A 21,742-nucleotide genomic window follows, 5' to 3' on the forward strand; every position below is an offset into this window, starting at 1 on the left:
TGCTCTCCAGAGTCTACTTTGATAGGTATGCCCAAAAGGCAGGGGCGTGGATTTCAATAAGTCATCTCACTTTTTTAGAGTGCGTTCCGTTTGATTGGGTTCAATCAAACGACAAGAATTCGCTCAAAGTAAATATGTTAGAGTGCACAGCGTGAATGCGAAAGAACGCGATGTGCTCTAATTGTTTAGTCCCGCGAGCAGATGGTGTGGTTGTTTTATAAATCTGTCCAGCTCTTGTGTCCATTGTCTGGTAATATAGTCGAAGGGTGTTAGGCCCCGAAGAGCCTTGAGGCGCTTGGCGAAGTTATAGGCCTGAATAAATGTGTCCAGATGGGCTCTTAGTTCGTTGTGTGTGCGGTAATAGTAGCGCCGAACGGTTGCTTCTTTAATGGTTCTGTTCATGCGCTCGACCTGGCCATTTGTCCACGGATGGGCTGGTTTGGTAAGCCGGTGGTCAATGTCATTTTGGGCACAAGCCAGAACAAATGCATGAGCACGAAACAACTGGACTGTTGTGAGCAAATGTTGAACCTCACTGGCGTTCCAGCTGTACCCTTTGGGGTCAGTGAACTGGGTGCCGTTATCGGTCAGCACGGTATGGATCTTGTAGGGAACCGCTTCAATAAGGGCCCGCAGAAAGGTACTGGCAATCCTTCTGGTGGCTTTTTCAAAGAGTTTGACAAAGGCGAACTTTGAGGTTCGGTCAATGGCAACGAACAAATAGAGCTTGCCTTCTTGCGTACGAACCTCAGCAATATCAAGATGAAAGTAACCAATTGGATAGGCTTTGAAGCGTTTCTTGTTCGCTTTCATATCCGGTGGTGGCAGGCGCGAAATCCCATGGCGCTGGAATAAGCGATCCAGGGACGAGCGGGTCAGACGCGGGATCGTTTCCTGCAGGGCGTAAAGGCAGTCATCGAGTGGCAATAAAGAGTGCTTGCGAAAAGCGACACACGCCGCTTCTTCCGCCACGCTCAGGACTGTGGAGCGGGGATTCTTCCGCCCCATAGGTTGATCTTCCACGCTATTGCGATGTTTCCACTTCATCACCGTTTTGGGATTGATGTTATAGCGCCGGCTCAACTCTTTGATGGTTGCATCCGATTTTTGTATGGCTGATCGAACCGCGTGAGTGGTCGTGGCGCTGCCGTGTAATACCTGTCCCATAAGTCCTCCCGAAATGATGAAGTCAATGTTAAACCGATTCCATCTGCTCGCGGGACTAAACATCTAATGGCCTTTCCCTGTCATTTTCCGCCAAAAATAAGAGACGGCATCCAGTGCAGCACGAGACCGTTCTCTTCGTGCTTTTTTCCGATAAAAATCTAGGGATTCCGCCGTAATCAAGCCAGCTTCAGCTGTACTTTGTAACTCAGGTGTCCAAGCACGTTCCGTCATATCCCTCTCCGCTTATTTGTGAACACCAGAACAATTAAATTCAGCAGACAGAAATGACAAACGGTGATATTTTAGCTTTCAGATCAAAATATTTTAGGTGATATGCGCTACAAACTTCCCCCTCTCAACACGTTCCGAGCCTTCGAAGCCGTTGCCAGACACCTCAGCTTCGCTAAGGCTGCTGAGGAAATGAACCTGACACCTTCGGCCCTGAGTTATCAGATTAAAACTCTTGAGGAACAGCTCGGGGTCCAGCTGTTCAAGCGCATGAACCGCGCCATTGATTTAACCACCTCCGGACGCCAGCTACTGCCCGGTGTTGAGGGTGGGCTGCACAGTTTCAGCGAAGCGGTTGCACGTGTTACAGGTAAGCCGGAGGATAGTATTCTTCTGATCAGCACCGGACCCGCCATGGCTTCAAAGCTACTCGTGCCGCGGATCTACCGATTTATGGATGAAAACCCGGATATTGAACTGCGGATTTCCGCGAGTTTCAACCTTGTTGATTTTTCGCGAGATGAAGTCGATCTCGCTTTACGCTTTGGAAAAGGTCCTTATCCAGACCTGCATGCAGAAAAACTTGCCCGAGAAACAATGACGCCGCTATGCAATCCTCAAATTGCTAAAAAGCTTCAAACACCAGCCGACTTGAAAAACTTCACGCTTCTACACGATGAAACCACACTGGTTCTCCCCGAAACCATTTCCTGGAAACAATGGCTGGAACAGTCTGGTTTGGGCCGAGTGTCATGGGCGGAAAAAGGTCTACGCTTCAGCCATGCAGACCATGCATTAAATGCAGCGATGGAAGGAGCCGGCGTGTGGATAGGCCGTCATGTTTTGGCAGCAAACGATGTACGCCTCGGACACCTGATAGCGCCATTTAGTCTGCAGCTTGAGCATCAAGCCTGTTACTGGTTAATCGGGCAGGAAAAGACATTCCAGACAACTAAAGCCAAGTGCTTTCACGATTGGCTGCGAGCTGAACTGGAAACCCTTGTTCCAGATCTTGCTTGCCCTTGAGCATTAAAGCCACCTCACCACTTTTATAAAACAGGTTTCACGCCCTGTCTGCCAATTCCACGGCCGCATCATGAAAGCGATATTCGTTTTAATTCGAAAAAAATCGGCCCAAAAGACCAATTGCATAAAACGTCTCTCACAGCGGCACTTTATACCAACGGCACTTATAATTGACCTGTATGCGCCCAATTTCGTCTACCGATTGATGTGATTGTGTGGGGTTGTTGAATAAGCTTATTCCAAGCGGAACAGGCGGCATCGACAATTTCCTGGTAGTCTTGAAAGGTTCGGTTAGAGAGCCAGTTTTGCCGTAAGTACTGCCAAACATTTTCAACCGGGTTGAGCTCCGGAGAACGGGGTGGGAGCAGCAAGATGGTTATATTATCAGGCAACTTCAGTTTTGCCGTTGTATGCCAACCCGCTTGATCCATCAGGACCACTGCGTGCGCCCCTTTGGCGACGGTTCGGCTGATTTCTTTAAGGTGAAGCTGCATGGAATTGGTATTGGCTTTGGGCAAAACAAGTGCTGCCCCTTTGCCGTGGGCGGGGCAGATGGCCCCGAATACATAAGTTGATTGATAGCGCCCGTCGCTGGGAGCCCGTGGTCTCGTTCCTTTTTTTGCCCACCTTCTGGTGAGCCCATTTTTTTGACCAATGCGGGCTTCGTCCTGCCACCAGATTTCCATGGATGTTTGTGAGGGCAAGCGCGCTTTTATTTCTTTAAGCTGGGCATGGAAGTTTTTTTATATGTCTCCATAACTTGCTCGTCCTGTGCCGGGTGCTGTGGCCGAACGCTGACCCGAGAAAATCCCAGAACTCTGAGGAGGCTTGAAATAGCCCTTTCGCTATAGCTGACCCCAAACTTCTGCTCGATCACACCTTGCAGATCCCGCCGACGCCAGCGAATTACGCCGTGTTGTTGTAAATCAGGCCCAGCCTCAACCAGATCTGCAAATTCAGCCATTTGCTCTTTATTTAACCACCGGACACGGCCCGGGCTCTTACGATTGTACAGGCCGTGCGGCCCTTCTGCGTTAAACCGATGCACCCAGTCTCGCAGTGTTTGGCGGTCCATGCCGCCCATGCGTGCCGCCTCCAAGCGCGACAACCCATCATAAACAGCAGCAAGAGCAAGAAGGCGGCGGCTCTGCCTGACATCCTTACTTTGACAAGCAAGAGTTCGTAACGAAGAAGCATCATAGTCTCGGCGCAATGGGATCGCTGACATTGGGAATCTCCTTTCCCAATGTTGAATCACAATTCAAGTGATTTGGGAATCCTCATCCCGAGTCAAAAACAGGTGCCGTTGGTATTATTCGTACATTACCGGTTGGTTTGAGCACAACAAGCGCGCGTTATCGCTCACTTTGCAACAAATGACCGAAAACACACCCTAACACATTGCATTATCTCTTAAATTATGTGCGCAACTCCGCTTAATCCACTTGGAATTCAGCGACTGGTTTCACACCGTCATCAATTGACGTTTCCTCAACATTTTAAAAATGTGCATGAGGAGGATCGTGGCGAAAATCGGGGTGATCAGATTCAGGATCGGCACAGCCATCAGCGCCGCCACAAACAGACCGGCGATGAACACTCTTCCGCCATGGGCTTTACGAAAGGCCTTCGCCTCTTCAATGCTCATGAAGCGCATGGCAGCAAACTCGAAGAACTCACGACCCAAAAGATATCCGTTCACCACGAAGAACGCGATGAGATTTACACCCGGAACCAGAAGTAAAATTAGTGCCAGCAGGTTTCCAAGAAGAATCACACCCATGAATTTCGCAGCCAAAATGGTGGAGGTGATGATTGGAAGCGCTTTGCCTTTCCCATCTTGCGGATAGTCGTTCCGCTCCACAATTTCTGCAATATCATCTTGATAAAACGCAACAAATAGTGCCGAAGCCGGTCCGATCAAAAACCCCAGACCAATGAAAGTTCCCACTCCGGTTAACACGCTGAGGACGCCTTCAAGCCAAGGATAGGGAAGCGTAACAAATTGCGCCACAATCCCTTGAAGTACAATCCAGATCACGGCCAACAGCGCAATTGTTAAACCGATAGACTTCCAAAAAATTGCCCGATATTCAGGCTGAAACACCTGAGAAAATGCCTTTACCGCATACGAAATCATGAATTCGCCATCCTGAAGCTAATAGTTATTGAACCACATAGGTTTTCAATGTCAGCAAGGCAAGAACGGGAGCGCATTTCTCCAATGCTGAGCATATGCACCCGCAGCGGCAAATACACCGCTTATTCCCCGTCCACAAACTGCTTTATCAGATAGTGCGCAATGGAGATGTCTGGGGGACAAAGCTTGCCACTGGCCTCCGTCCCTTCCATCATCTTCCGCACTTCTTCTTTAGAGAACCACTGGCAGTCCTCCATTTCCTCATAGTCTATGTTTAATGTCTTGCTCAGTGCCACGCCTTTAAAACCCAGCATTATACTGGAGGGAAACGGCCAGGGCTGGCTAGCCAGATATTGCACAGCGCCCACTTTCACACCCGCCTCCTCAAATGTTTCACGCCGAACAGCGTCTTCCAGCGTCTCCCCCGGTTCCACAAACCCAGCGAGCGTAGAATACATATTCTCGGACAAGCGATAGGGCCGCCCCAAAAGGCACTCATCCCCGTGTGTAATCAGCATTATGACGGCAGGATCGGTTCTGGGAAAGTGCAGAGCCTCACACTTGGGGCACTCACGGCGATATCCGGCTTCTCCCACCATCGTATCTGCCCCGCACTTGGAGCACTTCGGGTGCGTTTCGTGCCACCTCAACATAGCGGAGGCCTGCGCCATGATTCCTAGAGCATTCTCAGAGTAACTTGCTGAATTAGCGAGCGATCTCACCCCCTGCGGGAAATAAGGTCAGGATCAGCAGAGACCGCGAAATAGGGCCGGTCGGAATCAGAACGATCCACCCCTAGAAACAACAGTTCCTCCAGACGAATGGAATTCTCTTTCAGGTGAGCCATACTTGTAAAAGCACTGTCACTAAATAGGACAACCTGCCCGTCGCAAAAAGCAATAAATCGCGCATTTTTATGATGTATTTGCTGTTCCAACCAATGTTCATTGGTACGCTTGGGAGCAACTCTATCCAGAGAGTTTCCCGCAAAAGACAGGGAAGCAGAGGTGTCTTGAGACAATACTGTTCTATCACTCATTACAAATTCCATTAAAAAACAAGGCTTGTGAGGAGAACACCCTTGAAAGCTCCAGTCAAGAGACCGGCTTGCACCATCAAGAACCGTGGAATTTCGGAGTATCCGTAGCGGTTGCGGCAAGTCTTCCCCAACCTCTTCCACAGTCCCGCATTGAATACTTGCAAATTGGGGGCAATACCTCCATATATCGCGTGGGAGGTTGGTGGTGGACGAGCCACTCGCCAACTGGGTCAGGTCCGGAAGGAAGCAGCCCCAACGAGATTCGGTACGGGTCATCGTACCAGCCTCCCACCTTATATTTCGAAATTCCCCCCGCCTTTTACTCGACAAGCGGCCGGTCTTCGTCTTGAATGGCCGGGGTAGAAGAATGCCTTGAGTTTACTAAGGCCAGCGCGGGGCGAGATGGAAGACCTTCATATCGAAGAGAAAAAGTTGGACGAGGCAACTGCCGAGGTGTCTACTGACACAAAAGCCACGCCTTACCGTGTTCTTGCACGTAAGTATCGCCCCAGCACGTTTGATGACCTCTACGGCCAAGAGCCCATGGTCAAAACGCTGCACAACTCCTTTGAAACCGGACGAATAGCTCAGGCATGGATGCTGACAGGTGTACGCGGTGTTGGTAAAACCACCACGGCCCGTATTCTGGCGCGCGGTTTGAACTACGAAATTCCCGGAGAAGTTGATCGCCCGACCATCAACCTCACCCGGCCGGGTGTCCACTGTGAGGCCATTATGGAAGGCCGTCATGTGGACGTGATCGAAATGGATGCGGCCTCCCACACCGGTATTGGCGATATTCGCGAAATCACCGAGGCGGCCCGCTATCGTCCAGCCAATGCCCGCTACAAAGTCTATATTATCGATGAAGTGCACATGCTTTCCAACGCGGCCTTTAACGGTCTTTTGAAAACGCTGGAAGAGCCGCCCGAGCATGTAAAATTCATCTTCGCAACAACGGAAATCCGCAAGGTTCCCGTTACAGTTCTCTCACGTTGTCAACGGTTTGACCTACGGCGCATTGAATCCGGCACCCTTGTGAAGCTTCTGGGAGAAATCTCACAAAAAGAAGGAATCGAGATCTCTCAGGAGGCCCTGTCGCTTATTGCCCGCGCTGGTGAAGGTTCTGCCCGCGATTCATTGAGTTTGCTTGATCAGGCCATCGCCCATGGCGCGGGCGGCATCAATGCCGACGAAGTAAGGCAGATGCTTGGCCTTGCCGACAGAGCCCGCGTCATCGACCTGTTTGAACATGTCATGAAGGGCGATGTGGCCAGTGCTCTGGGAGAGTTAAAAAGCCAATACGATGTGGGCGCTGAACCCTCTGTCGTTCTTTCCGACCTTGCAGAGTTCACCCATTTAGTTACACGGCTCAAAGCCGTTCCCAATGCAGGTCAAGAAGCATCGGTCACGGAAAGCGAGCGCCTTCGCGGCCAAGCTTTTGCCGAGAAGCTCTCCATGCGAACCCTATCACGCACGTGGCAAATTCTTCTGAAAGGGATCAACGAGGTACAAACCTCACCCAAACCCCTGCCCGCTGCGGAAATGGTTCTTGTTCGTCTTTGCTACAACTCAGACCTGCCAGACCCGGAAGAAGCGCTAAAGCTCCTCAAATCCGGCGCATTCAATGGTATGGCCCCGGCAACCTCTGGCGGTGGTGCACCACAAGGCGGTACGGCACCCAAAGCCTCCATGCCAAATGGAGACGGGCCTCGCCTGCAAGCCGTTGCTGGCGGGCGCAGCCAGCCCCAAACCCTAGCAGTTTCAACACCTCAACCACAAGCCCAGCAGGAAGAGGCCGAGAAAGTCCGCCTGAGAAGCTGGCAGGAAGTTGCTGACTACGCCGCTAAAATGCGGGACATTCCCATAAAAGTGGTTATCGAGCGCAACCTAAGGCTGGTGAATTTCCAACCGGGACGTATCGAGGTTCAGCCAACATCTGAAGCTCCAGCAGACGCGACTGGAGAGCTGGGACGAAAACTCACGGAATGGACAGGAAGACGCTGGATTGTCTCCATCAGCCGCGAGCAAGGGCGACCAACACTCTTTGAAGAGAAAGAAGCCAATAAACAACAGCTGGTTTCCGCTGCCCACTCAACACCAGAAGTTTCCGCCATCATGGAAGCCTTCCCCGGCGCGAAAGTGGTCGATGTTCGTGTTATGAAGACTGAAGAGAACAAATTTCCCGAAGACCCAACCGCTTTTACACCAGAAGAGCTGAATGATTGGGGCAGTGAACTTTAAAACGCAGGCAAGATACCTTAAATCAGGCTCTAAAAGCTTCTTTGAACGTTAAAAACAATAAAGGAACCTCCTATGGACTTTTTGAAGATGATGAAGCAAGCCAAACAGATGCAGGAAAAAATGGGCACCCTGCAAGATACTGTTAATGAGCTTTCTGTCGAAGGAACATCTGCTGCTGGTCAGGTAACCATCACATTGAACGGTAAAGGTGAGATGACCTCCCTCAAGCTGGATCCATCCCTCATCAACGCCGATGAAGTAGAAATCCTTGAAGACTTGATTTTGGCCGCTCACAACGATGCAAAAGCCAAGGGAGAGGTTCTGGTTCAGGAAAAAACCAAGGAACTCATGTCCGGTATGGGCCTGCCAGCAGGCATGAAACTGCCATTTTAAAAGCGGTTTTAACGCACCTTCACTTTCACGGCACATGAGCGGCTTCCAAATGAGGCCGCTGGTGCTTGCACTGTACACCCAACAACTCACTCGTTTTTGGAAGATTTTATCACGATGAGCACCCGCAAAGTCGCCGGACCCGAAATCGAGCGTTTAATCCAGCTCCTTTCCAAGCTCCCGGGCCTAGGACCACGGTCCGCAAGACGGGCAGCCCTTCACCTGATTCAGAAAAAAGAGCAGTTGCTTAAGCCTATGGCGGAGGCCATGGGGGTTGCTGTGGAGCAAGTGGGCATCTGCTCTGAGTGTGGTTCAGTTGATACGTCCGACCCGTGCACAATCTGCTCAGATCCAAGACGGGACCCGTCGACCATCGTTGTGGTTGAAGATGTCTCTGATTTATGGGCTCTAGAACGGGCTTCAGCCGTGAGCGGTCACTATCACGTACTGGGCGGGACATTGTCGCCACTGGATGGAATAGGTCCTGATGACTTGAACATACCCAAGCTCATAGAGCGTATCGAGGTCGGCGACATCAGCGAAGTCATTCTCGCGGTCAATGCCACCGTGGAAGGCCAAGCGACAGCCCATTACATCACCGATAACCTGTCTTCCTTTGAGACACTGAAGATTACACGGCTTGCCCATGGGGTTCCTGTAGGTGGGGAACTGGATTATCTGGATGAAGGCACTTTGACCCAGGCCCTGCGCGCCCGAACAAAATTCTAAAAGCATGTGTCAGATTTCAATCACTCAGGCCACCCCTTCACAATATGATGAGATTACCCAAGTGTGGGAACGATCGGTTCGGGCAAGCCATGCCTTCTTGAGCGAAGATGACATTACCGAATTGAAACCACTCGTTCGAAATCATTATCTGGCATCAGTCAAGCTTTATTGTGCGCAGGATTCCCACACCTCCATCGTTGGCTTTCTCGGTGTTTTCGAGCAAAAAATCGAAATGCTGTTTGTTGACGCTGAGTGCAGAGGTAAAAGAACAGGTTCACGCCTCCTCAAGTTTGCCATTGAGGTACTGGGTGCGAATTGTGTCGATGTGAACGAACAAAATACACAGGCAGTTACCTTCTACTTACAAAACGGATTCAAGCAAGTTGGACGTTCGCCATTAGACGGCCTAGGAAAGCCTTTCCCATTGCTTCATTTGGAAATTACTGACACACTCTAGCTTTAAAATAATGGTAAAGTGTTCAGCGACTGCCATTCCGCATATCACCTTAAACAACCTAGGAACATTTTTAGATGGAACTTGAGCACGCGCCGAACGAAAAGGGGCATAAGGAAATTAGTCCGCTCTTGAAGTTGGCACTAGAGCTGGGACCTCTCCTCATTTTCTTTGCCGCAAACTCGAAGGGGGAACGGATTATCGAAATGTTCCCGGCCCTGTCAGTCGTGGGGCAACCGATTTTTCTGGCGACAGCGGCCTTTATGGTGGCCATTGTCATTTCATTAGGGGTTTCCTATTCCCTGACGCGGCAGTTGCCAATCATGCCGCTGGTTTCCGGTATCATAGTTCTGGTTTTTGGTGGGCTCACGCTTTACCTGCAAAATGACACCTTCATCAAAATGAAGCCCACAATTGTTAATGCGTTGTTTGGCAGTATACTTTTGGGAGGCCTGTTTTTTGGTCGTTCCCTGCTTGGCTACGTGTTCGACAGCGCTTTCAAGCTGGATGCTAAAGGCTGGTATAAACTAACCCTACGCTGGGGAATCTTCTTTTTCGTTCTGGCTATCATAAATGAAGTTGTCTGGAGAAACTTCTCCTCGGACTTTTGGGTCAACTTCAAGGTCTTTGGCGTGATGCCAATCACGATGGTCTTCACCATACTGCAACTTCCGCTCATACAAAAGCACAGCCTCTCCGAAAACAACTAGATGGTCCAAGGAGACTATAGAGAACGAACACTGGAAGTTTTTCGTTCTCTCCTGCCAAAAGCGTAGAGCGCAACAATACTAACGGGGCGCTCTTTTTGCCAAAATTCTCTGCAGTGTACGCCGGTGCATATTCAAACGACGCGCAGTTTCAGAAACGTTGCGATCACAAAGCTCGTATACACGCTGAATATGCTCCCAGCGGACCCGATCAGCAGACATTGGGTTCTCAGGGGGCGGAGCCTTCTCGTTTGGTTGGCGTAGAAGCGCTGCGTGAATATCGTCAGCATCAGCTGGCTTTGACAAGTAGTCAATTGCGCCAAGCTTCACCGCAGTCACCGCAGAGGCAATATTCCCATAACCCGTAAGCACGATAACGCGGGCTCCAGGATGTTTCATCCGGATAGCTTCAACTACATCCAGTCCACTTCCGTCTTCCAGACGCATATCAACAACGGCAAAATCCGGAGCACCGACAGAAACCTTGTTCAGTGCTTCACGCACACCATCAGCCGTATCCGTATCATACCCCCGCTTTTCCATTGCACGTGCCAGTCGTTGTTGAAAGGGGCGGTCATCATCAACAATCAATAGGCGACCCAGCGCCTGTGTATTTTCTTCTTCGTTCATTGAACAAATCCAATGTTTTCTTGCGTTTGATTTGAAGGTGTCCAACGCAATTAGATTATCCAGATCTATCTATGCTAATCTAGTAATAACACTCATTAAAAGCTACCCTAAGGACTCTTTGCTCTCATTGGTTTGATCCATAGCAAAGAACGGCCATCGAACCTCAATCACTGCACCGGTTTCTGGGGGCTTTCGGTTACCAAATATGAGCTTTGCGCCGGTTCGTTCCAAAAGCGTTTTAGCAATAAAGAATCCGAGTCCCAGACCTCCACCTTTTTGGCCACCTTGCTTACTACGAATTTCCGTCAGTTCGATTTTCTTCGAAAAGCTTCGGCTAGACACATAAGGCTCACCAATATTGGCAAGTATATCAGGGGCAAATCCCGGACCATCATCTTCCACTTTGATTGTGACGAACTTCTGATCCCAGCGAGCTACAAGATTAACACGCGCCTCAGCATAGTCGACTGCGTTTTCCAAAAGGTTACCCAGCCCATAGTGGATCGCAGGATTTCGCCGCCCTACCGGCTCCGGCCCTGAACCGTCCATATCGATATTGATACGAATCCCCAGCCCCCGATTAGGCTGAACAACTTCCTCTAAAAGTTGTGATAGTGGCATGCGTTGGAAATGCTGGTCATCCTCACTGGAAAGAGATGTGAGCTTGCGCAGGATCTCCCTGCAACGCGCGGCCTGCATGTAAACAAGTTCAGCATCATCTCTTAGTGGATCACCAGGCTCGAACTCCGTAGAAAGTTCTTTGGCTGTCAAATAGATCGTACCAAGAGGCGTTCCCAGTTCATGGGCGGCAGCTGTTGCCAAACCGTCAAGAGCAGACAAATGCTGCTGGTGCGCCAACACCATATCACTTGCAGCAAGCGCGTTGGAAAGCTGTCGGGCTTCTTTGGCGATTCTAAGCGCATACGTACCCATAAAGAACATGCTACAGATCAGGGATACCCAAACTCCAACCAGATAAATAACTGGAATATTTATAGGCTCTCCATTGAACCATGGCAGCGGATAGCGAAATACCGCCAGTGCGGTTGCAAGAACACCAGCAAAGACGGCCAGCAGAATCGTATTTCTCGCCGACAGCGCAGTTGCTGAAACCATAACAGGTGCTATCAATAAAAATGAGAAAGGGTTCCCAAGACCGCCTGTGAGATAAAGAAGGCCAGCTAACTGCAAGATGTCATAGCCCAACTGCAAAGCGGCACTATTTTCTGAAAGACGTGTCGTTGACGGCCACCGCAACTTTAAAATGATATTCAACCAGGCAGAAATTGAAATCAAAATATAGCAATTCCCAATTGGCATAGGGAATTCAAAGCCATAATAGACAACCAGAATAGCCACTGTTTGTCCCACAACAGCCAACCACCGAAGCCGGACCAGTGTATCCAGTTTTACCTGATGACCCAGCAGGCTAGATGGCCCGTCAAATTCACTGGTCATTCAAAACTCTCCCAGAAGTAAAGTCTTTTTCAATTTATCCATTCCAGCCTAAATAAAATGCAATTAGTTAATAGTTCGAACAACTCTATCCTTTGGCTGTCAACACAGGTAAACTCTTGTATCAATCATATACACATGTTAGCCAACTATGAGTTGGACATCGGTATAAAAGCGTGGATCACCACTCCAGCATACCGCAACTACTCATTGCAATGCATAACCGGGAAAGAAATATGAGCGAAAATCAAGAGGCTCCAAAAGGTGAGCAAGTAGCTCCAGGTATGAACATTCTGGCGCAATACATTAAAGATCTTTCTTTTGAAAATCCAAATGCTCCAAAATCACTACAACCCGGTGAACAGCCGAAGCTGGACATCAACGTTAATGTAGGTGCAAACCCGGTTGGTGAAGACCAGTTCGAAGTTACACTGACATTGACAGCCAAGGCAAACACACCTGAGCAAGTCATGTTTGCAGCTGAGCTCGTCTACAGCGGTGTCTTCAAAATCACCGGCGTACCAAAAGAGCACATGCACCCATTCATTCTCATTGAATGCCCACGTATGCTGTTCCCATTTGCACGCAACATCTTGGCAGACACAACCCGCAATGGTGGCTTCCCACCACTAATGCTGGATCCAATCGACTTTGCGGCACTGTATCGTCAGAATCTTGCAAAGCAGGCTGAAGCTGAAAAACAGGCTCAGCAGCCTAACTAATTCAAGTTTTAATGCGGACAGTTTCAGTTCCAGACAACTGCTGTCCGCATTTTGCTACTTTCTAAAGCGCGGCAGCAATTTCCTCGACAATTTTCTGCGCGGCTAAACGGCGGTCTCCTGCATTCAAGATTGGCCGACCAATCACCAGATAATCTGAACCGGCTTGAATGGCATTCTGTGGAGTCATAATACGCTTCTGGTCACCTACACTTGACCCAGTTGGGCGAACTCCCGGCGTAACGATGGCAAGTTGCTCACCAAATCGGTTACGCACATCGCTCGCCTCCATAGGCGAACAAACAACGCCGCCCATGCCAGCAGCAGCTGCATCTTTTGTTCGGTTACTCACAAGCTCTGGGATCTGATCCTTATACCCGGCATCAACCAGATCGCGTTGATCCATGGATGTGAGAACTGTCACCCCCAGCAGACATAAGTCTTTATTCCCAGTTTCTTTTAGGGCCGCCACCGCCGCACGCATTGTTTTAGGGTATGCATGCAGCGTCACAAAGCGCATGCCCATCGTACTGATATTTTTAACCGCGCTGGCAATTGTATTATCAATATCAAGCAGCTTCACATCTAGAAAAACTGAATGCCCCTCTTTGGCAAGTTCTTCAGCAAATGCTAATCCACCCGCAAATTGCAATTGCATTCCAACCTTATAGGTACCAACCACGCCCTTCGTTTCTTCAACGATTGCGCGGGCCTGCTCAACATCGGGAACATCAAGCGGCAGAATAAGACGGTCTGTGGCGTTTTCAGGCTTAAAGGACATGACGTGCTCCGTTTTTTTGCAAGGCAAACGGTCGGTTTCCTATCATTGACAGTGCTCTTTGACCACTTTTTAATGAAAACCCTAGTGGTTTTTCCATAACAGGTGTTTTCAGGTGACATAACGCCTGATAAAACACCCGGACTCTTTGAGATTCCTCGGAATCTTCGCTTTAGTGTTAAAGGAAGTAAAATGCGTCAAGCTGCAATTGCACGCACCACCAAAGAAACAGATATCAACGTTTCTGTTGTTCTGGACGGTACAGGAAAATCTGACATTTCAACAGGTGTAGGCTTCTTTGATCATATGCTTGAGCAACTATGCCGACATTCCCTAACGGATATAGCGGTTAAGGCCACGGGTGACTATCATATCGATGACCATCACACTGTTGAAGATGTGGGGATTGCACTGGGACAGGCTTTTAAACAAGCTCTCGGCGATATGGGGGGTATTACCCGATATGCGGACACCCATTTGGCAATGGATGAAGCTCTGACCCGTGTCGCTTTGGATGTATCCGGTCGCCCGTTCCTTGTTTGGCAAGTCGAGTTTCCAAAAGATAAAATCGGCACATTTGATACGGAGCTTTGTGAGGAGTTCTTCCGCGCTTTTGCTATGAATGCGGGTTTCACCCTCCACATAACAAACATTTATGGCTCTAATTGTCATCACATCGCAGAAACCTGTTTTAAGGCTGTTGCCCGTACAATCCGCTCTGCAATAGAGTTTGATTCAAGACAGGAAGGCCGGGTACCCACAACAAAGGGTCAGCTCGGCGGCTAAACATCAAGGAGAATACCTTGGCAGTCTACATGGTCATGTCCCCGCCCGATACTGCGGCACAGTCCTCCCATAGACCAAAATCGAAATCTCCTAGATTTATTCGTGACGGGTTTCATTGGCTGGCACTGCTGTTTCCTCTTTTATGGATGTTATTCAACCGTATGTGGTTGATTTTTATTATTTCCATAGCCGGGCTCATCATTATGCAAACTGCCTTATCCGCTTTTCCGGTTATGCCGAGCGTTATCATAGTTGCGCTCTTCTCAATTTTCATCGCTTTGGAAGCTGGTGCATTAAAGGCTTGGTCTTTAAAAAGAAAAAACTGGTCCGTCATCGATATTGTAAGCGGATCAAATCTTGAAGAAGCTGAAGCAAGATTTTTCAGTAGGTGGGCCAATTCACCTGATATCAATAGGGAGATGCCGATAGGCTCCGGCTCTTCCACCAAGTCACAGCCGAAAATGAGCAAAAATAGCGTTATCGGCCTTACACTTGACCCCTAGGAGAACATTCTATGCGTGTCGCGATTATCGATTATGGTTCTGGAAACTTACGCTCCGCCGCTAAGGCGTTTGAGCGGGCCGCCCATAATCATCATCATGCGCATGAGATCATCGTTTCGAACTCTCCTGAAGCTGTTTTGACTGCTGATAGAGTTGTGCTGCCGGGTGTTGGCGCCTTTGCAGATTGCCGCAAAGGCCTACAGGCTCTCACGGGTATGGAAGAGGCCCTCAACGAAGTCGTTCGAAACAAGGCACGCCCTTTTCTCGGGATCTGCGTCGGAATGCAATTGCTTGCAACACGAGGTCTCGAGTTTGAAACCTCTCAAGGCCTAGACTGGGTTGCTGGTGACGTTGTTTCTATGGATCTGAATGATCCAGATCTAAAAATCCCCCACATGGGGTGGAACACGCTCAACCTTCAACATAAAGACCACGTCCTTCTTCAAGATATTGAAACAGGGCCGGATGGGTTGCACGCCTATTTCGTACACTCCTATCATTTCCAACCACGAAACTCTAAAAATCAGATTGCAACCTTTAACTATGGTGGTGAATTTACAGCAATAGTTGGAGAAGAAAACATTATTGGAACCCAATTTCATCCAGAGAAAAGCCAAAAATTGGGCCTTCAGTTCATCTCAAACTTTCTAAGCTGGGCTCCCTAAGCCCACCCTGAAAGACACTATAGTTCAAGGAAAATGCAATGATTATCTTTCCCGCTATTGACCTCAAAAATGGCCAATGTGTTCGGCTAAAGCTGGGTGATATGGATCAAGCAACCGTCTTCAATGATGATCCCTCCAACCAAGCCAAGGCGTTCCAGGAGCAGGGTTTCGAATGGCTACACGTTGTTGATTTGGATGGCGCGTTTGCTGGTGAGAGTCGTAACGGTAACGCTGTTGAGGCCATATTGAAAGCCACCACCAATCCAGTGCAGCTTGGCGGTGGAATTCGGACAATGGAACACATAGATGCTTGGCTCGAAAAAGGAATTGCGCGGGTTATTCTGGGCACAGTTGCCCTACGGGATCCTGAATTGGTCAAAGCTGCCTGTAAGAAATATCCTGATCGCATCGCAGTAGGAATTGATGCAAAAGGTGGCAAGGTAGCAGTTGAAGGTTGGGCCGAAACCTCTGAACTCTCTGTGGTTGATCTCGCCAAACAGTTTGATGATGCCGGTGTAGCTACGATTATCTATACGGACATTGATCGTGATGGCGTGCTTAGAGGCCTGAACATTGAATCCACGCTCGAGCTTGCAAACGCCGTTTCCATTCCAATTATTGCCTCAGGTGGATTGGCAGATATTGATGACATCAAACGATTGGTTCAGGAAGATTGCGACATTCTAGAGGGAGCCATCTCCGGCAGAGCCCTTTACGATGGTCGCCTTAACCCTGCCGAGGCCCTCTCTCTCATCCAGCAAAGCCGTGAGGCCCAGTCATGACACTGAAGGCACGCATAATACCTTGTTTGGATGTGAAGGATGGGCGCGTTGTTAAAGGCGTAAACTTCGTAGATCTCATTGATGCCGGTGACCCTGTAGAAGCAGCAAAAGCGTATGATGCAGCTGGAGCTGACGAACTGACATTTCTCGACATCACAGCCTCTACCGACAACAGAGATACTATCTATGATGTCGTTCAAAGAACCGCTGAGCAATGCTTCATGCCTATGACTGTTGGGGGAGGCGTTCGCACTACCGAGGATATTCGCAAACTCCTAGTTGCAGGGGCTGACAAGGTTTCCATCAACACCGCTGCTGTCAAAAGACCGAAATTCATCAAAGAAGCCGCTGAAAAGTTTGGTAGCCAGTGCATTGTGGTCTCCATTGATGCAAAACAAGTCTCCGAGGATGGAGAACCCAAACGGTTTGAAATCTTCACACACGGCGGAAGAACTCCTACCGGTATTGATGCTATCGAGTTTGCACGTCAGGCCGTTGAATTGGGTGCAGGCGAGCTTCTTGTCACGTCTATGGACCGGGATGGCACGAAAGAGGGCTATAACATTGACCTGACACGCACCATTGCTGATGCAGTTTCGGTTCCAGTTATTGCCTCCGGAGGTGTCGGTACACTCGACCATCTTGTGGAAGGCGTCCGCGACGGACATGCAACAGCGGTTTTGGCTGCCTCCATCTTTCATTTTGGCACTCATACGATTGAAGAGGCGAAACAGCATATGGCTGAAGCCGGAGTTCCAGTACGTCTTGACAACCAAACCTAGTGATTTTGGGCCGTTCAAGCTCAAAATTCCGTATAAGGCTAAACAAATGACTAATTTTACCCTTGAGGACCTTGAGGCTATTGTTAGCGAACGAGCGGCGAGCACAGACAACAAGTCATACACCCGCCAGCTCATGGAAAGGGGCGTATCCAAGTGCGCTCAAAAAGTGGGAGAAGAGGCTGTTGAAGCTGCAATTGCGGCTGTTAACGGTGATAAGCAAGAGCTGATCGGAGAAAGTGCAGATTTACTCTATCATCTTCTCGTATTGTTAAAATGTTCAGATGTGTCCTTGAGGGAGGTTATGGATACGCTTGCAAGTCGAACCGGAATGACCGGTCTTGAAGAGAAAGCTTCACGAGCTGAAATCTAGGTCGTGAAGATACTACGACTTGCTAGGCGTCCTGTAAAAACACCATGTTAATGCAAGAAAAACTGCAAGATCTTACTGAGCTGGATTTGTCACCCTTCACTGTATTTTCTGAACAGGAATGGGCCAGACTTCGTGCAGATACACCCATGACGCTTAGTCGTCAGGAAGTGCTTAATCTGCAAAGTCTGAATGACCATGTCTCGCTTGAGCAGGTTGAGAATATTTATCTCCCGCTGTCGCGTTTGCTCGCCTACTATGTGGAGGCAACTCAAAGCCTTCATAGCGCGACGAAGCGTTTTTTTGGCATGAATGGTAGGAAATCACCATATATTATCGGGGTAGCAGGATCTGTAGCTGTCGGAAAGTCGACAACAGCACGCCTATTGCAGGCCCTTATGGCTCGCTGGCCAGCCAGCCCTAAAGTTGACCTGATCACCACAGACGGCTTTCTATATCCCAACTCCATTCTGGAAAGTCAGGGCTTGATGCGCCGCAAGGGCTTTCCCGAAAGCTATGACCGCTCCGCACTCTTGAAGTTTCTGAGTGACATCAAAGCAGGTCAGCAAAACGTACAAGCCCCAATTTATTCGCACTTCTTCTATGATGTCATGCCAGCTCAGTACGTCACAGTGAACCAGCCGGATATATTGATTGTTGAGGGCCTGAACGTCCTGCAAACAACTAGCCTTTCAAAAGAAGCTCGGGCAGTACCATTCGTCTCAGATTTTTTTGATTTTTCTATCTATATTGATGCAAGCAAGGGTATCTTGGAACGGTGGTACCTTGAAAGGTTTATGCGCCTTCGCGAGACCGCGTTTAGAGACCCCGGCTCATATTTCCATAAGTATTCCAGCATCTCGGATGAGGAAGCAAAAATAACAGCAAAAGACCTCTGGGAGAACATTAATTTAGAAAACTTGCGCAACAATATTTTACCGACAAGACCAAGGGCTGACTTAATTCTCACAAAAGCTGAAAGCCATAGAATTGGATCGGTGGCCCTGAGAAAAATATAGGTCCTAGCTGACAATACGAAGGTGCTTCTTCTTTTCGAAGAACTTCAATACGCTAGACAGTTCATGTCCACGTTTGAGGATAGATCCAGACATGTTTATCAAATAGTATGCCCCTTGTTTACGTGCGAGCTGAGGGGCCTTAACTATTCGATAAAGGGGCATTTCACTTGCCCTACGAAAGATTGAGAATGCGGCCTGCTCTCTTCCATGATCTATGGCATAATCACGCCATTCTCCACTAGCGACCATCCTACCATAAACATTTAGGATCTGGCTGAGTTCGGTCCGGTGAAAGCACACGACTTTTATAGGTAGAGTGCTGCTCATACAAAGCTGTGAATTGGCTGAGGGCTTACGCTTTGATATTTCTTCACCATCACTCATGGCCCCTCCCGTCTTCTAGTACTCAAAGCTCACGCCTCTCCATTTAGGGAGAACGCGGGCAAGACGGTCTCATGTTGGAACATCAGTTAACATTGCGCAAGTCTATGTGTCCTAATCAAGATGTTACACTGTAAAAAATCAGTGGCAGCACGAGAAACGCCTAAAACAAACTTTGTTTTGCCGTATTCACGCCTTCAGGTAGTCTTTTTGATAAAACACACTCATCACAGCCCCTAAGAGGCAAGGTTTCCTCCCACTCTCACCCAATCCCCCTACCCTCTGGAGAGTGGGAGGCCCTGACTCCAATTCAATCCGCAATTCAATCCGCAATTCCAAATAGCGGTACTGGATGGAGATAAGCAGATGGGAAGTATACAGATTTTCCAATGCACCTTGTACCTGATACGGATTGCCGTCCCTCACCTTGAGCTAAAATCTCTTCCACATTTTCAGCAACCACCGCCAATAGCGCTACAATCTATATTAGGGAGGAAAAGTAACGCTTATAAACCAATAGAGTTTTTCCTCTCGCTCCATCAAAGTTCATTACCAATCAAACTTTAGTAAGGTTAGCGTAATTTCAATACCCTATATCCAATTTTCAGCTTGCAAGCGCCCCTATCCCTTGTAATACAGACTTCAACTGAAATTGGAGTAAATAGAATGCGCTTGGACTGCATCCCCATTGGGAAAAACCCACCGGAAGACGTGAACGTCATCATTGAGGTTCCTGTCGGTGGTGAGCCAATCAAGTACGAAATGGAAAAAGAATCCGGTGCCATGTATGTAGACCGGTTCCTTTACACCCCAATGCGCTACCCAGGCAACTATGGCTTTGTACCACACACATTATGCGGTGATGGCGACCCTATTGACGTTATTGTTGTAAATCAGCGTCCTATCATGCCTGGTGCTGTTATGAGCTGTCGCCCAATTGGCGTCCTCATCATGGAAGACGAGTCCGGTCAGGATGAGAAAATCATCGCAGTCCCGAGCACAAAGCTCACACGTCGCTATGAAAGCGTAAAGACTGTTGATGACCTGCCGGAAATCACAGTTAAGCAGATTGAGCACTTCTTCGAACACTACAAGGACCTTGAGCCAAACAAATGGGTCAAGATCAAAGGTGTTGAAGGTGTTGAGGAAGCGCAAAAACTGATCGTTGAATCTATCGAGCGTTATAAAAACGAAGGCTGATACGAACAGGCCTTCTATTCAGACTAAAACCGCCAATCTATATTGGCGGTTTTTTAGTTTTTGGGAAAAGCAGATTACTCATCAGCAGTCCCATAAGGTGACACCCTTACCCATTCACCTCTTCAATGAACGCCCACCCAATATAGCCCCACATAAAGCTATAAATGCGATACCTGTTGAATAAATGACATTCCACCCAGCAAAGGAAAGCCCTAGAATACGTAGAGCCGCATTGGAGCAGCTCACGATCCGTTCATTGGAAAGTGCCTGCATCATATTTGATGCACTAAGCTGGATATCGCCACCGCCACCACAGTCATTGGGTCCCAGCCAGAACCCCCATTCCGCACCTGCTTGATATATACCAATACCACCACCATAAACAAATAATCCGGCGGCAAGAAGGAGTAGAAGCGACCCTACCCATCCGAACTTAGTAGTCTGGGCACAGAGGAACGCAAGAAGGCTGATAATTAAACCTATATAATACGGATTTCTCTGAGCTAAGCACAATTTACATGGCACATAGCCACCTAAAATCTCAAACCCCCAAGCCATGGTAATCGCAACTATACAACCGAGGAAAACAAGAACTGCTCCGGTAGAGCGGAAATTACGCATCAGTCCTTTCATAGGACTGGATAATGTAGACATAGCAACCTCTAAAGAAGCTTGATCAAAGCAAAGCCGCCGAGTAGCAAAACGACAAACAGTGTAAACATAAGCCCCAAGCGCTTTTCAATAAACTCCCGAATTGGTGGCCCAAAAAAATATAAAAGGCCAGCCACAATAAAGAACCTGAGACCACGCGATACCAGACTAGCGATAAAGAAGACCGGCATACTGAGCGCAAAAGCACCACTGGCGATGGTTATAACCTTGTAGGGGAAAGGAGTAAGGCCTGCAATAAAGACAAACCACCATCCCCATGCGTTAAAAACAGACTCAAACTGTTCATATTTATCCATATATCCATAGAACTGAAGGATGGGCTCAGCGAGCTCATGAAATAAGAAAGCGCCGATGATATAGCCGAACACGCCCCCGACGACTGATGCAATGGTGCAAATTAAAGCAAAGGTCCAGGCTTTAGATTTTTCACTGATCACCATAGGGATTAGCAGGAGGTCTGGTGGAATTGGAAAAATTGAACTTTCTGCAAAAGAAACCACCCCCAAAGCAGTCGGAGCATGCTTGCTAGAGGCAAGGGACAACGTCCAGTCATACAATCTGCGTATCATTCAAAAATCCATCCACTGCTTGGGTTCAGCCCTTATCGGTTGAGAATGGAGCACAGTTTTCTTTTTCTATGCAATTCATCTTTGAACTATATCTTTGTAATCTTGGAAAAATTGCCACTCCATCCACAATCTGTGGTTAGACGAAATCTAATGATTGACGTGAGCTAAAAGCTGGCTATATTCCGCTCATCTTTTGCAGTGCTGCTGCCCCCGTGGCGGAACTGGTAGACGCGGTAGATTCAAAATCTGCTGTCCATAGGGCGTGCCCGTTCGAGTCGGGCCGGGGGCACCATTTTCCAAGTATTAAAAC

27 protein-coding genes, 1 tRNA gene and 1 other RNA gene are annotated in these 21,742 nt (G+C 48.6%); 17 read left to right on the forward strand and 12 right to left on the reverse strand.

Translation table 11 applies throughout. The features are described 5' to 3' along the window. Window positions 1–177: 177 nt before the first annotated feature. Together P6574_RS18795 and P6574_RS18800 are read right to left on the reverse strand one after the other, a co-directional pair. Entirely contained in the window at window positions 178–1,167 is a 990-nt protein-coding gene (locus P6574_RS18795; RefSeq protein ID WP_310621752.1) for an IS481 family transposase, read from the reverse strand. Window positions 1,168–1,230: 63 nt separating this feature from the next. Further along, window positions 1,231–1,398 carry a hypothetical protein gene (locus tag P6574_RS18800; protein ID WP_310621753.1) on the reverse strand — a complete coding sequence of 56 codons (168 nt, stop codon included), beginning with the start codon at window positions 1,396–1,398 and terminating at the stop codon, window positions 1,231–1,233. Between the two features lie 102 nt (window positions 1,399–1,500). Here P6574_RS18800 and gcvA point away from each other — a divergent pair, with 102 nt between their 5' ends. Next, entirely contained in the window at window positions 1,501–2,421 is a 921-nt protein-coding gene (gene gcvA / locus P6574_RS18805) for a transcriptional regulator GcvA (RefSeq protein ID WP_310621754.1), read from the forward strand. A 164-nt stretch (window positions 2,422–2,585) separates the two neighbouring features. On the opposite strand, the gene P6574_RS18810 is transcribed toward gcvA, so the two are convergent. The 4 genes from P6574_RS18810 to P6574_RS18825 form a co-directional block, all read right to left on the reverse strand. Next, window positions 2,586–3,649, reverse strand: a protein-coding gene (locus P6574_RS18810; protein ID WP_310618446.1) for an IS630 family transposase whose coding sequence is annotated in 2 segments (ribosomal slippage) — window positions 2,586–3,166 and window positions 3,166–3,649 — 1,065 coding nt in all. Because the reading frame shifts where the segments join, the coding sequence is not laid out codon by codon here. Window positions 3,650–3,886: 237 nt separating this feature from the next. Next, complete coding sequence (locus tag P6574_RS18815) at window positions 3,887–4,561, reverse strand: sulfate transporter family protein (RefSeq protein WP_310621755.1); 675 nt, start codon at window positions 4,559–4,561, stop codon at window positions 3,887–3,889. Between the two features lie 122 nt (window positions 4,562–4,683). Next, window positions 4,684–5,232, reverse strand: a complete 549-nt coding sequence (nudC, locus tag P6574_RS18820) for an NAD(+) diphosphatase (protein WP_310621756.1) — start codon at window positions 5,230–5,232, stop codon at window positions 4,684–4,686. Between the two features lie 47 nt (window positions 5,233–5,279). After that, window positions 5,280–5,600 carry a hypothetical protein gene (locus P6574_RS18825; protein ID WP_310621757.1) on the reverse strand — a complete coding sequence of 107 codons (321 nt, stop codon included), beginning with the start codon at window positions 5,598–5,600 and terminating at the stop codon, window positions 5,280–5,282. A 194-nt stretch (window positions 5,601–5,794) separates the two neighbouring features. Here P6574_RS18825 and ffs point away from each other — a divergent pair. The 6 genes from ffs to P6574_RS18855 all read left to right on the forward strand — a co-directional run bounded on the left by ffs (window position 5,795) and on the right by P6574_RS18855 (window position 10,127). Further along, window positions 5,795–5,892, forward strand: an RNA gene (gene ffs / locus P6574_RS18830) — signal recognition particle sRNA small type. A 161-nt stretch (window positions 5,893–6,053) separates the two neighbouring features. Further along, window positions 6,054–7,844, forward strand: a complete 1,791-nt coding sequence (locus P6574_RS18835; protein ID WP_405048161.1) for a DNA polymerase III subunit gamma/tau — start codon at window positions 6,054–6,056, stop codon at window positions 7,842–7,844. Between the two features lie 72 nt (window positions 7,845–7,916). After that, window positions 7,917–8,237, forward strand: coding sequence for a YbaB/EbfC family nucleoid-associated protein (locus P6574_RS18840; RefSeq protein ID WP_310621759.1), 321 nt, complete (start codon window positions 7,917–7,919; stop codon window positions 8,235–8,237). A 114-nt stretch (window positions 8,238–8,351) separates the two neighbouring features. Next, window positions 8,352–8,963 carry a recombination mediator RecR gene (gene recR, locus P6574_RS18845; protein ID WP_310621760.1) on the forward strand — a complete coding sequence of 204 codons (612 nt, stop codon included), beginning with the start codon at window positions 8,352–8,354 and terminating at the stop codon, window positions 8,961–8,963. A gap of 4 nt (window positions 8,964–8,967) precedes the next feature. Then, a complete protein-coding gene (locus tag P6574_RS18850; protein ID WP_310621761.1) occupies window positions 8,968–9,420 on the forward strand; it encodes a GNAT family N-acetyltransferase in 453 nt (150 codons plus the stop codon). A gap of 74 nt (window positions 9,421–9,494) precedes the next feature. After that, window positions 9,495–10,127: a septation protein A gene (locus P6574_RS18855; RefSeq protein WP_310621762.1), complete on the forward strand. Its 633-nt coding sequence runs from the start codon at window positions 9,495–9,497 to the stop codon at window positions 10,125–10,127. A gap of 78 nt (window positions 10,128–10,205) precedes the next feature. Here the strand turns inward: P6574_RS18855 and P6574_RS18860 are convergent, their stop codons facing one another. Both P6574_RS18860 and P6574_RS18865 read right to left on the reverse strand, forming a co-directional pair. Continuing rightward, on the reverse strand, window positions 10,206–10,754 hold the full coding sequence (locus tag P6574_RS18860) for an ActR/PrrA/RegA family redox response regulator transcription factor (RefSeq protein WP_310621763.1): 549 nt from the start codon (window positions 10,752–10,754) through the stop codon (window positions 10,206–10,208). A gap of 102 nt (window positions 10,755–10,856) precedes the next feature. Next, window positions 10,857–12,212 (reverse strand): ActS/PrrB/RegB family redox-sensitive histidine kinase, encoded by a 1,356-nt coding sequence (locus P6574_RS18865; RefSeq protein ID WP_310621764.1) that lies wholly within the window; start codon window positions 12,210–12,212, stop codon window positions 10,857–10,859. A 233-nt stretch (window positions 12,213–12,445) separates the two neighbouring features. Here P6574_RS18865 and secB point away from each other — a divergent pair, with 233 nt between their 5' ends. Next, window positions 12,446–12,931, forward strand: coding sequence for a protein-export chaperone SecB (gene secB, locus P6574_RS18870; protein ID WP_310621765.1), 486 nt, complete (start codon window positions 12,446–12,448; stop codon window positions 12,929–12,931). 61 nt (window positions 12,932–12,992) lie between these two features. Here the strand turns inward: secB and pyrF are convergent, their stop codons facing one another. Next, a complete protein-coding gene (pyrF, locus tag P6574_RS18875) occupies window positions 12,993–13,709 on the reverse strand; it encodes an orotidine-5'-phosphate decarboxylase (RefSeq protein ID WP_310621766.1) in 717 nt (238 codons plus the stop codon). A gap of 189 nt (window positions 13,710–13,898) precedes the next feature. Between pyrF and hisB the strand changes: the two genes are divergently transcribed. From hisB to coaA, 7 genes are read left to right on the forward strand one after another with little or no spacing between them, the layout of a single operon-like run. Next, entirely contained in the window at window positions 13,899–14,492 is a 594-nt protein-coding gene (hisB, locus tag P6574_RS18880; RefSeq protein WP_310621767.1) for an imidazoleglycerol-phosphate dehydratase HisB, read from the forward strand. A gap of 17 nt (window positions 14,493–14,509) precedes the next feature. Further along, window positions 14,510–14,995, forward strand: coding sequence for a DUF2628 domain-containing protein (locus P6574_RS18885; RefSeq protein WP_310621768.1), 486 nt, complete (start codon window positions 14,510–14,512; stop codon window positions 14,993–14,995). Between the two features lie 11 nt (window positions 14,996–15,006). Further along, window positions 15,007–15,660 carry an imidazole glycerol phosphate synthase subunit HisH gene (hisH, locus tag P6574_RS18890; RefSeq protein WP_310621769.1) on the forward strand — a complete coding sequence of 218 codons (654 nt, stop codon included), beginning with the start codon at window positions 15,007–15,009 and terminating at the stop codon, window positions 15,658–15,660. Window positions 15,661–15,698: 38 nt separating this feature from the next. Then, window positions 15,699–16,442, forward strand: a complete 744-nt coding sequence (hisA, locus tag P6574_RS18895; protein ID WP_310621770.1) for a 1-(5-phosphoribosyl)-5-[(5-phosphoribosylamino)methylideneamino]imidazole-4-carboxamide isomerase — start codon at window positions 15,699–15,701, stop codon at window positions 16,440–16,442. Then, a complete protein-coding gene (gene hisF / locus P6574_RS18900; protein WP_310621771.1) occupies window positions 16,439–17,224 on the forward strand; it encodes an imidazole glycerol phosphate synthase subunit HisF in 786 nt (261 codons plus the stop codon). Before hisA ends, hisF begins: the two co-directional genes overlap by 4 nt. A 46-nt stretch (window positions 17,225–17,270) precedes the next feature. Beyond that, window positions 17,271–17,594, forward strand: a complete 324-nt coding sequence (locus P6574_RS18905; protein WP_310621772.1) for a phosphoribosyl-ATP diphosphatase — start codon at window positions 17,271–17,273, stop codon at window positions 17,592–17,594. Window positions 17,595–17,644: 50 nt separating this feature from the next. Then, entirely contained in the window at window positions 17,645–18,610 is a 966-nt protein-coding gene (gene coaA, locus P6574_RS18910; RefSeq protein WP_310621773.1) for a type I pantothenate kinase, read from the forward strand. 3 nt (window positions 18,611–18,613) lie between these two features. Here the strand turns inward: coaA and P6574_RS18915 are convergent, their stop codons facing one another. After that, on the reverse strand, window positions 18,614–18,937 hold the full coding sequence (locus P6574_RS18915) for a DUF2794 domain-containing protein (RefSeq protein ID WP_310622197.1): 324 nt from the start codon (window positions 18,935–18,937) through the stop codon (window positions 18,614–18,616). A 720-nt stretch (window positions 18,938–19,657) separates the two neighbouring features. Here P6574_RS18915 and ppa point away from each other — a divergent pair. Continuing rightward, window positions 19,658–20,191: an inorganic diphosphatase gene (gene ppa / locus P6574_RS18920; RefSeq protein ID WP_310621774.1), complete on the forward strand. Its 534-nt coding sequence runs from the start codon at window positions 19,658–19,660 to the stop codon at window positions 20,189–20,191. Between the two features lie 114 nt (window positions 20,192–20,305). Here ppa and P6574_RS18925 read toward each other — a convergent pair whose 3' ends face one another. Both P6574_RS18925 and P6574_RS18930 read right to left on the reverse strand, forming a co-directional pair. Then, on the reverse strand, window positions 20,306–20,845 hold the full coding sequence (locus tag P6574_RS18925) for a disulfide bond formation protein B (RefSeq protein WP_310621775.1): 540 nt from the start codon (window positions 20,843–20,845) through the stop codon (window positions 20,306–20,308). 8 nt (window positions 20,846–20,853) lie between these two features. Next, entirely contained in the window at window positions 20,854–21,432 is a 579-nt protein-coding gene (locus P6574_RS18930) for a YqaA family protein (protein ID WP_310621776.1), read from the reverse strand. A gap of 206 nt (window positions 21,433–21,638) precedes the next feature. Between P6574_RS18930 and P6574_RS18935 the strand changes: the two genes are divergently transcribed. Next, window positions 21,639–21,724, forward strand: a tRNA-Leu gene (locus P6574_RS18935). Window positions 21,725–21,742: the final 18 nt, after the last annotated feature.

Origin of the sequence: Pseudovibrio sp. M1P-2-3 (assembly GCF_031501865.1) — a bacterium.
Classification (GTDB): Bacteria; Pseudomonadota; Alphaproteobacteria; order Rhizobiales; family Stappiaceae; genus Pseudovibrio; species Pseudovibrio corallicola.

What these genes read in the sequence shown, in the direction of transcription:
- P6574_RS18795 (WP_310621752.1), bottom strand. Translation starts at nt 1,167, where the DNA reads ATGGGACAGGTATTACACGGCAGCGCCACGACCACTCACGCGGTTCGA.
- P6574_RS18800 (WP_310621753.1), bottom strand. Translation starts at nt 1,398, where the DNA reads ATGACGGAACGTGCTTGGACACCTGAGTTACAAAGTACAGCTGAAGCT.
- gcvA (WP_310621754.1), top strand. Translation starts at nt 1,501, where the DNA reads ATGCGCTACAAACTTCCCCCTCTCAACACGTTCCGAGCCTTCGAAGCC.
- P6574_RS18815 (WP_310621755.1), bottom strand. Translation starts at nt 4,561, where the DNA reads ATGATTTCGTATGCGGTAAAGGCATTTTCTCAGGTGTTTCAGCCTGAA.
- nudC (WP_310621756.1), bottom strand. Translation starts at nt 5,232, where the DNA reads ATGGCGCAGGCCTCCGCTATGTTGAGGTGGCACGAAACGCACCCGAAG.
- P6574_RS18825 (WP_310621757.1), bottom strand. Translation starts at nt 5,600, where the DNA reads ATGAGTGATAGAACAGTATTGTCTCAAGACACCTCTGCTTCCCTGTCT.
- P6574_RS18840 (WP_310621759.1), top strand. Translation starts at nt 7,917, where the DNA reads ATGGACTTTTTGAAGATGATGAAGCAAGCCAAACAGATGCAGGAAAAA.
- recR (WP_310621760.1), top strand. Translation starts at nt 8,352, where the DNA reads ATGAGCACCCGCAAAGTCGCCGGACCCGAAATCGAGCGTTTAATCCAG.
- P6574_RS18850 (WP_310621761.1), top strand. Translation starts at nt 8,968, where the DNA reads ATGTGTCAGATTTCAATCACTCAGGCCACCCCTTCACAATATGATGAG.
- P6574_RS18855 (WP_310621762.1), top strand. Translation starts at nt 9,495, where the DNA reads ATGGAACTTGAGCACGCGCCGAACGAAAAGGGGCATAAGGAAATTAGT.
- P6574_RS18860 (WP_310621763.1), bottom strand. Translation starts at nt 10,754, where the DNA reads ATGAACGAAGAAGAAAATACACAGGCGCTGGGTCGCCTATTGATTGTT.
- P6574_RS18865 (WP_310621764.1), bottom strand. Translation starts at nt 12,212, where the DNA reads ATGACCAGTGAATTTGACGGGCCATCTAGCCTGCTGGGTCATCAGGTA.
- secB (WP_310621765.1), top strand. Translation starts at nt 12,446, where the DNA reads ATGAGCGAAAATCAAGAGGCTCCAAAAGGTGAGCAAGTAGCTCCAGGT.
- pyrF (WP_310621766.1), bottom strand. Translation starts at nt 13,709, where the DNA reads ATGTCCTTTAAGCCTGAAAACGCCACAGACCGTCTTATTCTGCCGCTT.
- hisB (WP_310621767.1), top strand. Translation starts at nt 13,899, where the DNA reads ATGCGTCAAGCTGCAATTGCACGCACCACCAAAGAAACAGATATCAAC.
- hisH (WP_310621769.1), top strand. Translation starts at nt 15,007, where the DNA reads ATGCGTGTCGCGATTATCGATTATGGTTCTGGAAACTTACGCTCCGCC.
- hisA (WP_310621770.1), top strand. Translation starts at nt 15,699, where the DNA reads ATGATTATCTTTCCCGCTATTGACCTCAAAAATGGCCAATGTGTTCGG.
- hisF (WP_310621771.1), top strand. Translation starts at nt 16,439, where the DNA reads ATGACACTGAAGGCACGCATAATACCTTGTTTGGATGTGAAGGATGGG.
- P6574_RS18905 (WP_310621772.1), top strand. Translation starts at nt 17,271, where the DNA reads ATGACTAATTTTACCCTTGAGGACCTTGAGGCTATTGTTAGCGAACGA.
- coaA (WP_310621773.1), top strand. Translation starts at nt 17,645, where the DNA reads ATGCAAGAAAAACTGCAAGATCTTACTGAGCTGGATTTGTCACCCTTC.
- P6574_RS18915 (WP_310622197.1), bottom strand. Translation starts at nt 18,937, where the DNA reads ATGAGCAGCACTCTACCTATAAAAGTCGTGTGCTTTCACCGGACCGAA.
- ppa (WP_310621774.1), top strand. Translation starts at nt 19,658, where the DNA reads ATGCGCTTGGACTGCATCCCCATTGGGAAAAACCCACCGGAAGACGTG.
- P6574_RS18925 (WP_310621775.1), bottom strand. Translation starts at nt 20,845, where the DNA reads ATGTCTACATTATCCAGTCCTATGAAAGGACTGATGCGTAATTTCCGC.
- P6574_RS18930 (WP_310621776.1), bottom strand. Translation starts at nt 21,432, where the DNA reads ATGATACGCAGATTGTATGACTGGACGTTGTCCCTTGCCTCTAGCAAG.